A 14,241-nucleotide genomic window follows, 5' to 3' on the forward strand; every position below is an offset into this window, starting at 1 on the left:
TGAAGATGCAATAGAAGAAGATGAAGATGCAATAGAAGAAGATGAAGATGCAATAGAAGAAGATGAGGACGCAGTAGAAGAGAATGAAGAAGGAGTAGAAGAAGAGGATAATCTAGAGACAGAGACTGACATTGAAGCAGAGCAAGCTGTGCAAATCAATGACACGGACGAAGTGACCGTTAACTATCAAGCTTCTGCAGATGCAGACGTTGAAGGTACTGAATAAAAGCAAGGTAATAGCATGTTAGACAAGAAGAAGGAAGCTCAAAATAAGGAGCTTTCTTCTTTTTATTCACTATATTGAAAATGTCTCTGTAAGTATTAATGATTCGTCAATTGAAATACGTTAACATTTTAGTAAACGAAAGAAGGAGCCGGGGACCCACACAACATGAATGTTTTCCGCTAGAAATGTGAAAATGACGGAACAAGAGGTTAATAAGGGAATTGATAACCAAGTGAGGACCCATGTGTTACTCTAGAAATATTGTTCCGTGAATCCAACTGAGAGGAGTGACTTTAATTTGGATGTCATACCAGCTGCTGTAATAAACAATGGCGACCTTATTTATTCCATAGTAATGTTTTTACCAATAATTACGATCATCGTTGGAATCATAATCTTGTTCCTTGTTCTGAAAAAAAGGAAGGGCAGGTTAAAATGAACTCTTACCGGGAAAAGAACAAAATAAAACCTATACTTCAATGAGATACAACATAGAAAAGGATTGGTATTTAAATGAAGAAAACAACCAGAATTGCTTCTATACTTACAGGTATTACGGTGTCTGTCCTTGGCATAATTTATGTTACTGGTACCATGACAGATGAAACTGTGGAAACGAAAGAAACTGAAGAAATTGAAGCTGCAGCAGAGGAAGATCAAATAATAGAGACCGAAAAATCTGCGGAGGAACAGGACCATGAATTCGAAGAAGAAGCCAAGCCCATAGTAGGTGATGAACATGCTGAACATGAATGGGAACTTGCTGATGCCATAGACGAATCTCATAAACTATTAAATCAATTCACGGGACACGGAGGAATTGAGGACTTCCAAAGTGATGAAGCGTTTGACAACGTGGAAGGCTCTCTTTTACATAAAGCTGACTTAATTGAAGATTTGATTGGTCTAGCCAGTTCAGATATCAAAGGTGATTTAGAAAACTTTATCAAGATTACACGCTTGGCAGTTGAAGAAAACAACCAGGATGCTCTAGTCTATTCTCATCGAATCATTCATGATCTCGATGTTGCCTATAATGGGTACGATGAAGAGCAATACGGTGCAACGATATATGCAGGCGTGCAATCAGGGGAAAGATATAACCGAGTACAGACGTTAGTTGAAAAAGCAGAAAGAGTTGGTGAATAAGTTCTTCAGATACCAGTGTTTTACATGCCGCGATAAACAGTTGGTTTGCCTCTAATCCACCCCTTAGGCCGATTTCTCTCTTGATTACCAAAAGGCTTGGACATCAAGAAATCAAAAAGTGTTTTAGAAACCTTTCCTACACGGTAATGGATACAATAAATAGGGAGCATCACTGGGGGAGAGGTAGTGTCGTTAGAAGAATTATCAGACAAAAAGCTGCTTGAAGCTTATCGCTTGGCGCAAGAAGAAAATCTGGAAGAACAATTTGTAGAATTGTTAAGGAAAGAAATAAGGAAAAGGAATCTCCCAGTTCCAGGCTCTCTAGCTGGCAATTAACCCTCGAAGAGAGTGCATAAAATGCATTCTCTTTTTTTTGACTTATTTCTCTACCGATTTATCAACTAGGGAACTAATAAATATAGACTGTACCTTTTATGGGAATACAGTTCAATGAGTGGGTAAAATGTGGGTATTTTAAGTGGGTAAATTCTATAAATAAGTGAGAGGAACAAGGAAGAAGTGAGGGTTCGAAATAATAACCTCTTTTCAAGTTATGAGACCTACATAGTTTCGTGCACTTATGGGTTTTTATGTTCTTTGTTAAATATCTTGTCCCTGGTATCTCACAGATATATTCTGACTTTGTTGAGAATACTGATACTCATTAAGAAGAACATCTAATTCCTGGCTAACTAAGAGAGTCCTTGCATCACTAATACCAAATTGATTGGCATTTGTATACATTTCTTTTCTTTTATTTTGTATTTGGTGTGCTAAATTTTTATCATGAAACCCTTCCATTATAATGCGTTCCTCCCTTTTATCAGTATTCTTTTATTCCAAAATTAGTAAAAATCATGACCCTTATCTTACCAGATGGTGGTAGATGAAGTGTGTTGAATTTTGTTTTGATGTCCAAGTTTTATTTCGGTTTATTACTTATTATGTTGCTAGCAGTCTAATAAAAAAACGGTTTTGTTCCTGTGGTTTCTATAAGTACAATAATGCAACTTCTATTTTATCTATACGACAACAAGTATGGATGATCAGTAATAGAATAGCTTTCTTACCCCATCCTTCGTATAGAAGTTTTCTGTAGGATAATTTACATGGAGAAAGGGAAACGGAAATGAAAAGGATTCAGGCAATGCAGGAGAGGAGGAAAGTCATATGAAAGCGGATGCCGTCTTTGAAGGTGGGGGAGTTCGGGCTATTGCATGGTTGGTGCAGTGGAAGCGATGGAAGAAGAGGGTATAAAGTGGCAGCGTCTAGCAGGTACATCCGCTGGAGCGGTCATTGCAGCTCTCTTGGCAAGTGGATATAAAAGCTGGGAAATGAAAGAACAAATGGCAGAGCTGGATTATACACAGCTTCAAGGAAGGTCACTACTTAATCGGGTTCCTTTATAGGGAACTGGATCCAACTCCTAATCCATTTGGGGATATATAAAAACGATTTTCTAGAATTTTGGCTGGATACTCTTCTTGCTGCAAAAGGGATCGTAACTTTCGCGGATTTACCAGAGGGGCGCCTAAAAATCATTGCCTCTGATATATCTAATGGCCGGATGCTCATTTTACCTGATGATTTACAAAAGTATAACATGGAAGCTGGTGATCTAAAAGTTTCAACGGCCGTAACGATGAGTGCTACCATCCCGTTTTTCTTCCGTCCTGTCATATGGAAAACGAAAAACCAAAAAAAAGCTTATATCTTAGATGGCTGGTTATTAAGTAACTTCCCTGTCTGGATTTTTGATGTCCCTAATCCTCGTTTCCCCACATTTGGTTCCGGTTTGTAAAAGAGGAAGTGAACGTGCAATCTGTCATTCCTACACCTCTCCACCTTTTTAAAAACATTTTTAGAACCATGCTTCAAGCACATGATTTACGCTATATAAGCGAGGAAATCAAAGACCGAACCATTCTTATTCCAACGGGTGATATAACAGCGACAGACTTTGATTTAACAGATAAAGAAATCGACTACCTGTTACATTCTGGGTACTCTTCATCTAGATCATTCTTAGATACATGGGATTTTGCGGTTCATAAGGCAGGTAGATCCCACACTTTTAAATAGGATAAGCGTAAAAAAATATCTCCTGTGCTGGGAGTAGGAATCAGAAGAAAGACATCTCTTGCTGTAACGTGCCCTTCATCCTGTGGGGCATCCTTACAGGAGGAATCGGATTCCTCAGTAACGAGAGATCCTTTTTAGGAGAGACCATTTCAGACGTAATTAGCAGGTGATGGCATCACCTGCTTTTGGGTCCAACCCAGATCAGTTACTGAAAAAAATCGTAAACTTTGGTACAATCAACAAAGTAATTGATTCAAGGAGGAGACTTATGGGAGTTTTTCTGTTTATCGCAGGAGCGTATGCGCTCATTTCCATTTATTCATTTTACAAAAAAGAAACCGTCGGGATGGTTGGGTATCCTTTTGCTTCTCTCGGGGCAGCGCTCATCGGATTATCAAGCGAAACCACCTTGTTTTACATAGGAATCGGCTTGTTTTTATCAGGCATTTTTCTCGTTTTTTTCCTGAAAGATCTTCCTCAGTTTCTTCGCTTGCGAGAAAATAAGTCGTAAAAAGACTTCCACGTCTTTGTAAGTATTTAAAATATGAAAAATAAGTTGCTTAGCATACGAATTCGTCAAACAATCCGTATGCTATTTTTGTGGATATAAATAGGGATGGGTTCTCCCGTCGTCTTATTCTTGAGTAAAATACTTAGTGGCGTAAACAGACTATTAAAAACAAAGAACATGAGCATAAAAAAGTATTTATTGTTTGAAAAGCGGGATCAAGGTGGACCTGATACTAACTACTCATGCGGGGTTATTTTGGCATGATGTTTGCTATCTCCCGGAGCGTCTATATAGAATCAGCTTTAGTTGGCTTTGTTATGCTTTGTACCATAATGGAAAAGATCAAGTGTTATTTCCACAGGTGCTCTTTTACGAACACCTTAGAGCATATATATATTGCAATATCTCTCAATACTAAAGTAGAATAATTATATGAAAATGATTTCATGTTCTTAACAGCGGAGTGATTAACAAGTGGCTACTATATTAGATGTTGCAAAATTATCAGGATTGTCAAAAACCACGGTTTCTCGTGTGATAAATAATCATCCATACGTTTCAGACGAAAAGAGAGAGAAGGTATTAAAGGCAATGAAGGAGCTTGGTTACATACCAAATCCTTCTGCAAGGAGGTTAAGGGGGCAATTAACCACAACTATAGGGGTCATCGTACCAAGAATCGTCAACCCATTTTTTGCTCATTTAGTAAACTCCATTGAACAAGCTGCATATACAAAGGGATATCAAGTGTTAATTGGCCAAAGTTATGAAGATAAAGAAAAAGAATTAGCGTTTTTAAATTTATTAAAAACTAAGCAAGTTGACGGAATTATTATGACTTCGACGGAAAATGATTGGAAAATAATTGAACCGTATAATGAATATGGGCCAATTATGTTATGTAATGATTATGTTAATCAAGGGACTTCTCCTATGATACGATTAGATCAGTCAAAGGGTGCGTATATTGGTGTGAAGCATTTAATAGAACGTGGACACCATAAAATTGCGTACTGTACAGGTGGCCTGTTTGATGAGCAGGGAAAAGGGAAAGACCGTAATCAAGGGTTTCAAAAAGCATTAAATGAGGCTGGAATTAAGATCAACCAAAATGGATTTTCATTGACCAACATACATTGGATGATGGTAAACAAGTTCTTAGGCAAATTTTAGAGATGAAAGACCGCCCAACTGCTATATTTACTGGGAGCGATGAAGTAGCAGGTGGAATAATCCTTGAAGCAAAAGAGCGGGGTTTAACCATTCCTGACGATCTTGCTGTTATTGGATTTGATGATCAACCGGTTGCGAAAACACTAGATCCAAAATTAACGACAATTCGCCAACCTGTTGATCTAATGGGAGAGAAGTCAATAGAAGTAATGATTAAAATGCTGGAGAATGCAGAAGTGGATATCATGAATGATGAGCTGCCGATAGAATTAATTGTAAGGCAATCCACATAAGGCGCATATAATGAACAACAAAAATACAAAATGAAAATGACCTATAGTTTCATTTTGTATTTTTTAGTGCAGTCAGGAATGATGGTAAAATTGCATTTAAATTAATTTTAGTTGAAAGCGTTGACATAAATTAAAAACTAAAAGTATAATGAAAACACTTGGTAACGGTTCCACAAAAACAAATGAAAGAGTTAAGTTTTGTAGTTTACTAGAAGTAAGCGTATTTTTTACATCAACATGAAACCGATACCATATTCATGTATTTATCGGACCTTTACATAATAGTTATAAATTGTCCTATTTTTTTATATTAACGTGAAACCGATACCATATTTAATGTTCACAGGAGGAAACAACATGGAAAAAAAGTGGTGGCAGAAAGAAGTAATCTATCAAATTTATCCAAAAAAGTTTCTATGACTCAAATGGTGATGGAATAGGAGACATTAAGCATTAACTCAAAACTCAATTATTTACAGTCTTTAGGAATAACAATGGTGTGGATTTGTCCTATTTACAAATCACCTATGGCTGATAATGGATATGATATCTCTGATTATTATCAATTAAATCCAGAATTTGGAGACATGAGAGATTTAGATGAATTGATCAACAAAGCAAAAGAAAAAGGAAATAAAAGTGGTCCTTGACCTTGTTATTAATCATACCTCTGATGAACACCCATGGTTCCAGGATTTATTGAAAAATCCAAAAACAAGTAAGTATAGAGAGTACTATATATTAAAGCAAGGAGAAAATGGTCAACCTCCGACAAATTGGCGTTCTGTTTTTGGTGGGAGTGTATGGGAGCCTTTGCAAAATACAGACGAATATTATTTTCACTCATTTGGTGTGAAGCAACCTGATTTAAATTGGGAAAACAAAGAAGTCAGAAACGAGCTGTATAAAATGGTGAATTACTGGCTTGATAAAGGTATTGCTGGATTTAGAGTAGATGCAATAACGTTTATTAAAAAAGATCAAAACTATGAAAATCTTCCTGCTGATGGAGTCGATGGCCTAGGAAAATGTACAAAGAAGGCCCGTAACCAGCCAGGCATAGAAGATTTTTTGCATGAACTAAATGAAGAAACATTCTCCAAATATAATTGTGTAACGATTGGTGAAGCCCCTGGAGTTCCTTATGAGCAATACGGAGACTTCATCGGGGAAAATGGCTACTTTTCAATGATTTTTGATTTTAGGTATGCTGATCTTGACGTAGCTTCTGGTAGCGAGTGGTTTAGAAGAACTCATTGGGATGTACTAGAATTAAAAAAGCTAATTTTTACTAGCCAAAAAGAGATCCAAAAAGCGGGTTGGGGAGCTAACTTTTTAGAGAACCATGATCAAAACAGGTCGATAAGCAAGTATATAAAAGAGAAAGAAAATAGAAACTTCTTTTCAGCATCCATGCTAGGGGCCTTATTCTTCTATTTACGCGGCACACCATTTATTTACCAAGGTCAAGAAATTGGCATGACGAACTTTGAACGTACAAGTATTGAAGAATTTGATGATATTTCTAGCATTGACCAATATTATCGTGCTATAGAAGAAGGCTTTAGTGAAGAAGAATCCCTCCATTTCATCAATTTACGAAGCCGTGACAATTCCAGAACTCCATTTCACTGGAGTAGTAAGGAATTTGGCGGGTTTTCAAAGGTGGAGCCTTGGTTAGGAATGAATGACAATTTTAAAACGATTAACGTAGAACAACAAGAGCATAATCCTGATTCTATCCTGAATTTTTATAGAAAGATGATACAGGTAAGGCAGTCGAGCGTCGCAAGTGAATGCTTAATTTATGGGGAAATTGAACCTATATTGGAAGAGCATCCAACGATCGTTGCCTATAAACGAAAGCTAGGAAGAGAAGAAACTGTTTGCTGCTTTAATTTTTCAGACACTATCGAAAAAGTGGATCTGGAGTATGACGGGTATGAGATTCTATTGGACAATTATAATGAAAAGAAAGATACATGTTCTCAACTAGTATGTACATTAAAACCATATCAAGCACTTATACTCTTCAAGAAAGAAGTGGGTTATAATGAGTAACAATACATACGAACGTATAGGGAAAGAAATTATTGAAGTCATCGGTGAAGATAATATAGAATCGTACGTTCATTGTGCCACAAGACTGCGATTTTCTGTGAAAGATCGAAGCAAGATTGATGATGAGGCTGTTGAAAAAATTGATGAGGTAAAAGGAGTATTTTATAACGCGGGACAATATCAAGTTATTTTAGGTACGGGTACGGTCAATAAAGTTTATTCTGCTCTAAGAGGAAGTCGAGATGATGAGGAGGAGGACCAAGAAAAAAAGGATTCCTCCTCTCATCGTAAGGAGAAGGGAATCAAGAGGGCGGTACGAACGTTAGCTGATATTTTTATTCCGATTATCCCCATTATAGCAGCAACCGGTTTATTCCTCGGGTTGAGGGGCGTTCTAACTAGTGATGCCTTCTTAGGTTTAATAGGCATGAGTATTGATGATATTCCTGAATACCTTTTAACTCTAACATCCGTTTTAACAGATACAGCGTTCGCCTTTTTACCAGCATTAATCTGTTGGTCAGCATTTAGGAAATTTGGCGGGATGCCGATTATTGGTTTTGTACTCGGGTTAATGCTTGTGTCTCCAGCGCTACCCAATGCATATGAAGTAGCCGACGTTAATAGTGATGTCCAGCCTATTATTGCTTTTGGCTTCATCCCGGTTGTTGGGTATCAAGGCAGTGTTCTAACCGCCCTTGTTGTTGGGTTTCTTGGGGCAAAATTAGAGAAAAAGTTACGGGCTGTCATGCCTAATGCGTTAGATTTAATCTTTACCCCGTTTTTTGTTTTACTATCTATGATGATAACCGGTTTGCTCATTTTAGGTCCCCTATTGCACTTTGTAGAATCCGGATTAGTAACAGTAGTCACGCAACTTATGGACATTCCACTTGGTATTGGGGGACTATTGATTGGCTTTATTTACCCGTTAGCGGTGATGACCGGAATGCATCATTTATTTATTATGATTGAAACAACGCTGCTGGCTAGCACGGGTTTTAATCCGTTAATTACCTTATGTGCAATGTACGGGTTTGCAAATGCTGGTGTTTGTCTAGGGATTACAATGAAAGCGAAAAAAAGTACAGTAAAGGTTACCGGAGCGAGTGCCACAGCTACCCAATTACTTGGTGTAAGTGAACCTGCCTTGTTTGGGGTCGTAATGAGGTACAGTACGAAACCGCTTTATGTGATGATTGCTTGTTCAGCTGCCGGGGGTGCGGTTCTTTCTTTATTGAATGTGCAAGCAAATTCATATGGGTTAGCAGTTGTACTTTCTCCTTTAATGTACATCTACGATTTCAATCAGCTTCTTGCATACCTGGTGGTATCCGTGATCACTTTTATTGCTGGGCTGCTCATTACTTATCTTTTTGCAGTACCAAAAGAAGTTATGATCGAAGATGAAAAAGGAAAAGCCAGGAACGTGGGTTAACTATTAGAAAACATTTGAAAAAGTGAGTTGCCAATGCGACTCACTTTTCTTTTTTACAAGAAACTTATTATGTATGTTTTTTTCTTTATTGAAAGACCTCTAAGCGCCAATTCAGTGTGAGTGTATTACAGTAAGAAACGTTTGAAAACTAATAACGCCCTTACAGGTAAGGGCGCAGTGATAAAATGAAAGGATTTTCAATTAATTATTGAGATCAGAGAGGCCTGGGGCGTGCTCATTTGGCATTTCAGGCATTTCAGGAACGGGATATCCTTTTGGTGGATCAACCACTGATAACTCCCCGCCATTTCTGCTTGGGGTTGTACCCTGAAAAATTTCAGCGATTCGGGTATCGTCCAGACGAAAATTAAATTGTGCATTATGGAAGCCCATCTCGACATATTTACGGCATTCTGGATATTTGTTTAAATCATAATTTGGAATCGGATAAAGTTTCCCCCAATCAACATCCAGGGTTTCTAAGGCTTTGGCAAATGCATTTTGATGGGCATTATCCCGAACAATTAAGAAAGCGATTGTTTCCCGCAGCGTTTTATTGTTGCTCATCTCGTAAATTCTTGACTTCTGTAGAACACCCGTGGATTCAAGGACAATATTATTAAGAAGGTTTGCTACAAGGTTTCCATGGTCATATACCCATGAACCGTTCCATGGATTGCCGCCTGCGTCAACCGGAAGGGAAGATTTAGCACCCATAATATAATGGTGAGGGTTTGCGCCGGCTTGTATAACATCATCTAATGGAGCACCATCAGATGCCTGATTTCCTGGCATTTCTCCGCCAGATTCGTTTAACAGTTGGTTAATCGTTGTTTGAACGAGTTCCACGTGACTAAGCTCTTCAAGAAAGACCCCTCTTATTAGATCACGATATTGTTTCGCTTTCCCCCTGAAATTTGCACTTTGAAATGAGAATTGCATCAAAGTTCTCATTTCGCCAAATTGACCCCCAAGTGCCTCTTGGAGAACTTTTGCAGCATGAGGATCTGGTTTATCAGGCACAATCATATTAATTAAATCTTCTCTATAAAAATACATAATACCCCCACCTTTCAATTGAATTCTCATATAGATTGCCAAAAAGATATGATAAATATTCCATGAAGGAGGGTAATAACAGTCCAGTTTACAGGTCATTCATATCCTTGTTACAATTAGCAAGCATTTCCAAAAGAGAGAAAAAGAAGGGGAGTAAAATGAAAAAGTACATCATTGGTCCAACACTATTCTTAGCAATTTTACTTACAGCATGCGAGGATGGAGAAGAATTAACAGAAGCTGAAGAAAAAAACGAACAGACAATTCCGGTAAGTGATGAGGATTCCATTCACTTATCCAGTCAATATGAACTGTATTCTGATATACTTTCAAACTTTGAACTTCCTGAAGAAGGACGATTATCCCACAAAGAAGCGCTTGATCATTTCCCAGGAGGTATTGAAATAAAGGAAACAGATGTGGCATATGAAAATTGGTTTATCTTTGACGAAAACAAACAATCAAAAAGGATTTACTGGCACCAATATGATGATATAGGTTCCGGTGAACGCTCCGAGCCGTACGGAACACAATCCTTGGGTCTTTTCATGGCAGTGGTTGATAAGCTCGCTTACAGCTATTCAAACCCGCAAGGTGAAATGGTGACGTCGCTTGAAGAGCTGACCAAAGAAGATCATGACATATTGCAAATTGAAGATAAAGAAGAACTTTTAATAATGGAAGCAGGGGAGCCAGCACGTGGAAAAGGGTGGCTGGCTATGAAAGCATATGCCACAAGCGGAGACAAATATTTATCAGAACTTGAACCTTATATTGAAAAACTTGAGGGATACGAACCCCTCCTTTCCTGGATTGAAGAGACAAGGGCACACTTTCACCGGTCCTGGAAAATGGACAAGAAGAGTACGAAGAAGCGTATGATCATTTGAGAAGAGGGGTTCAAAACATGGAAAACATGTATGATGCAATCCAGAAGTCTAACAAACAGCTTAAGTAGAGAGAAAATAAGTTCCTTTAAAGACAATAGAGGGGAATTTTACTATACTATCTTTACATATCAATTTTCACCTTTTTCATTATCCGTTTTGAACCACTGGAATCAGGAGATTAGTTAAATTTGTTACAGTTTCTAGTAGGTTCTATAACGAAGAGCAATACCCTGAGTTGTTTGATCGTGAAGACCTGTATACAGAGTTCTTTTAGGGCTCAGTTTTTGTCCAGTGAAGACAAGGTGATCAGAACAAAAGAAGGAAAGGAGATATCCTTTCTTTTTATGAAAAAGAAACAGAAAGAATGATATTGCTGCAGGACTACCATAGAGGGGACACAACTGTGTGGTAAACATGTTTAGACCAAAAAATGAGGACCAATCGCCATTGTTCTAGATAGGGCATACATTTGGCCCAGGAACGGTGACTGGTCCTCTTGGTGACTATAGAAGGCTGCCACTTTCTTTTCTGTGCCTTTCGCACCATCTTTCCGATTTTCTCATATTGTTCGTAGATTGGATCCGTCTCTGTTGGTGGATTGCTTTTTAGATATTCTTTTAAAGCAGGCATCACCTCGCCCTTTTTTGCGAGGTATTTGATTTAAATCATTTTGAAGGCACAAAAACAGAAAAGAGAGTAAAAAGAATCATTTATCTCGTTTTTTTGTACTTCCTTTCGGGACGGCCAACTTGTCCGTAATGCATAAAAACCTCTACTTTTTTCGATGAAATTAAGTATTCAAGATAACGTCTCGCTGTGGAGTGACTAACTCCTGCAGATTTAGCTAATTGATCAGCATTGAAACTATCATCAAACTCTTGTGTGGCTTTTAATATTCGGTCCAGTGTTAAACTGTCAACTCCTTTTGGTAAAGAAGCTTTTTTTGTGTTAGAAGATTGTGATTCTGTTTGTTTTGCTTCATATTTAAACATATTGTCAATATCATTTTGCTCTATTTCAATCTCTTTTGAAAGACGGGAAAAAGTACGTCTATACTGTTCCAGAGTTTGTAAAAAACGGTTCATCATTACCGGTTTTATAATATAACTAAAGGCACCTCCGCGTATAGCTTCTTTCACCGTTTCTGTTTCATTGGAGGCAGTAATTAAAATGAAATCAATTCCACTATAATTTTTTCTTATTTCCCACATGCATTCTATTCCATTCATATCGGGCAAAAATACATCTAATAATATAAGATCTGGCTTTTTTATTTTTAACATTTCTAAGGCTTGTTCAGCAGAGTTTGCTATAAAAGATACCGTAAACCCCTGGGACTTACTAATAAACTCAGCATATATAGCAGCCGCTGTTTCGTCATCTTCTATAATTACTACTTCGATTGTTTTCACAATACTCACTCCCTAAAAAGTAGATATAAATCATCTTAGGCTGTCCTACTTAGAGATTTTGGAATAATCACTGTAAATCGTGCTCCATCCCATTGACTGGTTTCCACTATGACTTCACCATTAAGGTGCTTTAAATTCCTGGTGACAATCGCAAGTCCAAGCCCGTGGTCATCTCCGCTTTTACTTGTAACCCCTTCCATAAAAATTCTATCAATCATGTCCCTAGGGATCCCCGATCCGTTATCTTCAATGTCAAATACAATATCATTCCCTATATCGGTAAATGAAACGAGAACCTTTCCGTCTTTATTTGGTTTAGCTCTAACCGACTCGACTGCATTATCAATGATGTTGCCCACTATAGTTACTATTTTCTCATCTGATATATGTGAAGGAAGAGAAGATAAGCAACTATCTTTATCAATAGTTAATGAAACTTTTAGTTCCGATGCACGGTTTGTCTTTCCAAGCAAGCACGCAGCAATGAGTGGAGAAGACACAGATTCCATTAAAAATGAGATGAGGTCTTGTTGCTTTTCCACTTCTTGTGAAATAAGGAGTGTAGCTTCCTCTACCTTATTTAATTTTAATAATCCATAGATTGTATTTAATTTGTTTAGATACTCATGGTTGGTAACACGCATATTTTCTTTATGTTCTTTTATTTTTGAAAATTCTTTAGCATAGGATTCTACTTCTTTTAAGGAACGAAAAGTGAACACAATACCCTTTACTTCCTGGTCCATAATAGCCGATGCATTAACAAGGTAAACTTTTTCACTTAGTAAGACTCTGAAGCTTTTGTGCGACAATCTCTCATTTACCATAGAAGTTAACACGAGGAGCAACTGTTCATGCTGTATTTTCTCTCCTATTATTTGATTTTTTAAGTAAGGAATTTCTCTTGCTTTTTTATTTATTGAGACGACCTCACCTTTTGTACCTACTGCTAGCGTTGCATCATGAATGGACTCCAGAATTGCTTCTTTTTCCTTAAAAGCGTACGATATTTCTTCTGGTTCGAGATTAAATATAGATTTTTTAACGTTTTTTGAAACTGCAAATGCTCCCACCATCAAGCAATAAGGGAATTAAAAACCACGTAGAAATACTGATGAGGTGTTGAATAATCGTTTCATTGATATCCGTTCTTAAAAACCCAACGGAAGATACGCCAATTAATTCTCCATCTTGATTATATATAGGGGTTTTGGCTTTGGCTGCTTTTCCGGATACGCCTTTGTCTATGTAAACAATCGACTCCTCATTTTCAAACACCGGGGTATTAGAAGAGCCCATTGGTTCTCCAATTTGTGCAGGATCGTGATGGGAGTATCTTATATCTTCCAAATTTCCCACCACTACATAGCTTGCCCCTGTTTGTAAACGAATTTCTTCTGCCAGGGGGTTAATAATTGTGGAAGGATTTTCATCTTGAAAACCTGCTATGATACGTTCGTTATTAGCAGTCATCTTAGCTACATCCATGGCACGCTCCCCAAAGTGATTGTGCATTATACCATTAAAGCTAAATGATAGTAAAAGAACAGCCGTTCCAAGACTAAGAAAAACCACCACAATAATTAAGGCCATCATTTTTTGTAACAAAGAGAACTTCACAACTACAACTCCCATCATCCAATAATTTCCAATTTGAAAATTATGAAATTAATTTTATCAATGAATTAAATAATGTAAATTTTAAAAATATTATAATTTCTCAATTGCACTGTTACACTTACGCTACGAAATTGTTAACGCTTTCAAGGCGTTGCGAATTTAACTATTTAATTATAACAAGTGTTTAAAGGAGTTGTTAGGAAAATGAAAAGAAGAAATGAAATTTTAGGGGTTGGCTGTCTATCACTATTAGCGCTTACAGCTTGTGGGGGGATTCCGCTCAGGAGGCAAGCTCAGAGAACGGAGAAACTTTTTACGAAAACAATG

General features: G+C 37.5%; 13 protein-coding genes and 2 pseudogenes. 10 read left to right on the plus strand and 5 right to left on the minus strand.

The genetic code is table 11. The annotated features are described in order from the left end of the window. The 3 genes from JCM19033_RS24455 to sda form a co-directional block, all read left to right on the plus strand. Positions 1 to 226, plus strand: a 226-nt coding sequence (locus JCM19033_RS24455; protein WP_198153558.1) for a hypothetical protein, incomplete at its 5' end; no start/stop codon positions are given. 513 nt (positions 227 to 739) lie between these two features. Further along, positions 740 to 1,375 carry a hypothetical protein gene (locus JCM19033_RS17510; RefSeq protein WP_054637270.1) on the plus strand — a complete coding sequence of 212 codons (636 nt, stop codon included), beginning with the start codon at positions 740 to 742 and terminating at the stop codon, positions 1,373 to 1,375. Positions 1,376 to 1,561: 186 nt separating this feature from the next. Beyond that, positions 1,562 to 1,711, plus strand: a complete 150-nt coding sequence (gene sda / locus JCM19033_RS22635; protein ID WP_157049953.1) for a sporulation histidine kinase inhibitor Sda — start codon at positions 1,562 to 1,564, stop codon at positions 1,709 to 1,711. 264 nt (positions 1,712 to 1,975) lie between these two features. Here sda and JCM19033_RS17515 read toward each other — a convergent pair whose 3' ends face one another. Beyond that, positions 1,976 to 2,176: an aspartyl-phosphate phosphatase Spo0E family protein gene (locus JCM19033_RS17515; RefSeq protein WP_054637271.1), complete on the minus strand. Its 201-nt coding sequence runs from the start codon at positions 2,174 to 2,176 to the stop codon at positions 1,976 to 1,978. Positions 2,177 to 2,545: 369 nt separating this feature from the next. Between JCM19033_RS17515 and JCM19033_RS28410 the strand changes: the two are divergent. The 6 genes and pseudogenes from JCM19033_RS28410 to JCM19033_RS17540 all read left to right on the plus strand — a co-directional run bounded on the left by JCM19033_RS28410 (position 2,546) and on the right by JCM19033_RS17540 (position 8,933). After that, positions 2,546 to 3,457: pseudogene (locus JCM19033_RS28410) on the plus strand (patatin-like phospholipase family protein). A 268-nt stretch (positions 3,458 to 3,725) separates the two neighbouring features. Beyond that, entirely contained in the window at positions 3,726 to 3,968 is a 243-nt protein-coding gene (locus JCM19033_RS17525) for a hypothetical protein (protein ID WP_157049954.1), read from the plus strand. Between the two features lie 474 nt (positions 3,969 to 4,442). After that, positions 4,443 to 5,434: pseudogene (locus JCM19033_RS17530) on the plus strand (LacI family DNA-binding transcriptional regulator). A 494-nt stretch (positions 5,435 to 5,928) separates the two neighbouring features. Beyond that, positions 5,929 to 6,084, plus strand: coding sequence for an alpha-amylase family glycosyl hydrolase (locus tag JCM19033_RS26450; RefSeq protein WP_269758353.1), 156 nt, complete (start codon positions 5,929 to 5,931; stop codon positions 6,082 to 6,084). Then, complete coding sequence (locus tag JCM19033_RS17535) at positions 6,074 to 7,495, plus strand: alpha-amylase family glycosyl hydrolase (protein ID WP_269758354.1); 1,422 nt, start codon at positions 6,074 to 6,076, stop codon at positions 7,493 to 7,495. The genes JCM19033_RS26450 and JCM19033_RS17535 overlap by 11 nt, the downstream gene beginning before the upstream one ends. Further along, positions 7,488 to 8,933, plus strand: coding sequence for a PTS transporter subunit EIIC (locus JCM19033_RS17540; RefSeq protein WP_054637273.1), 1,446 nt, complete (start codon positions 7,488 to 7,490; stop codon positions 8,931 to 8,933). The genes JCM19033_RS17535 and JCM19033_RS17540 overlap by 8 nt, the downstream gene beginning before the upstream one ends. 201 nt (positions 8,934 to 9,134) lie before the next feature. Here JCM19033_RS17540 and JCM19033_RS17545 read toward each other — a convergent pair whose 3' ends face one another. Further along, positions 9,135 to 9,992, minus strand: coding sequence for a manganese catalase family protein (locus JCM19033_RS17545; RefSeq protein ID WP_054637274.1), 858 nt, complete (start codon positions 9,990 to 9,992; stop codon positions 9,135 to 9,137). 158 nt (positions 9,993 to 10,150) lie between these two features. Here JCM19033_RS17545 and JCM19033_RS17550 point away from each other — a divergent pair, with 158 nt between their 5' ends. Continuing rightward, positions 10,151 to 10,882, plus strand: coding sequence for a hypothetical protein (locus JCM19033_RS17550; RefSeq protein ID WP_054637275.1), 732 nt, complete (start codon positions 10,151 to 10,153; stop codon positions 10,880 to 10,882). Between the two features lie 710 nt (positions 10,883 to 11,592). On the opposite strand, the gene JCM19033_RS17565 is transcribed toward JCM19033_RS17550, so the two are convergent. The 3 genes from JCM19033_RS17565 to JCM19033_RS22640 are packed head-to-tail and all read right to left on the minus strand — an operon-like array spanning position 11,593 to position 13,932. After that, on the minus strand, positions 11,593 to 12,294 hold the full coding sequence (locus JCM19033_RS17565) for a response regulator (protein WP_269758355.1): 702 nt from the start codon (positions 12,292 to 12,294) through the stop codon (positions 11,593 to 11,595). A gap of 35 nt (positions 12,295 to 12,329) precedes the next feature. Continuing rightward, positions 12,330 to 13,370 (minus strand): sensor histidine kinase, encoded by a 1,041-nt coding sequence (locus JCM19033_RS17570; protein ID WP_083465552.1) that lies wholly within the window; start codon positions 13,368 to 13,370, stop codon positions 12,330 to 12,332. Next, positions 13,336 to 13,932: a hypothetical protein gene (locus tag JCM19033_RS22640; protein WP_083465553.1), complete on the minus strand. Its 597-nt coding sequence runs from the start codon at positions 13,930 to 13,932 to the stop codon at positions 13,336 to 13,338. The genes JCM19033_RS17570 and JCM19033_RS22640 overlap by 35 nt, the downstream gene beginning before the upstream one ends. Positions 13,933 to 14,241 lie beyond the last annotated feature (309 nt).

It is taken from the genome of Thalassobacillus sp. C254, from assembly GCF_001310615.1.

Bases quoted from the DNA above. Each gene is read 5' to 3' on its own strand.
- JCM19033_RS17510 (WP_054637270.1), top strand. From the start codon at position 740: ATGAAGAAAACAACCAGAATTGCTTCTATACTTACAGGTATTACGGTG.
- JCM19033_RS17515 (WP_054637271.1), bottom strand. From the start codon at position 2,176: ATGGAAGGGTTTCATGATAAAAATTTAGCACACCAAATACAAAATAAA.
- JCM19033_RS17525 (WP_157049954.1), top strand. From the start codon at position 3,726: ATGGGAGTTTTTCTGTTTATCGCAGGAGCGTATGCGCTCATTTCCATT.
- JCM19033_RS26450 (WP_269758353.1), top strand. From the start codon at position 5,929: ATGGTGTGGATTTGTCCTATTTACAAATCACCTATGGCTGATAATGGA.
- JCM19033_RS17540 (WP_054637273.1), top strand. From the start codon at position 7,488: ATGAGTAACAATACATACGAACGTATAGGGAAAGAAATTATTGAAGTC.
- JCM19033_RS17545 (WP_054637274.1), bottom strand. From the start codon at position 9,992: ATGTATTTTTATAGAGAAGATTTAATTAATATGATTGTGCCTGATAAA.
- JCM19033_RS17550 (WP_054637275.1), top strand. From the start codon at position 10,151: ATGAAAAAGTACATCATTGGTCCAACACTATTCTTAGCAATTTTACTT.
- JCM19033_RS17570 (WP_083465552.1), bottom strand. From the start codon at position 13,370: ATGGTGGGAGCATTTGCAGTTTCAAAAAACGTTAAAAAATCTATATTT.
- JCM19033_RS22640 (WP_083465553.1), bottom strand. From the start codon at position 13,932: ATGATGGGAGTTGTAGTTGTGAAGTTCTCTTTGTTACAAAAAATGATG.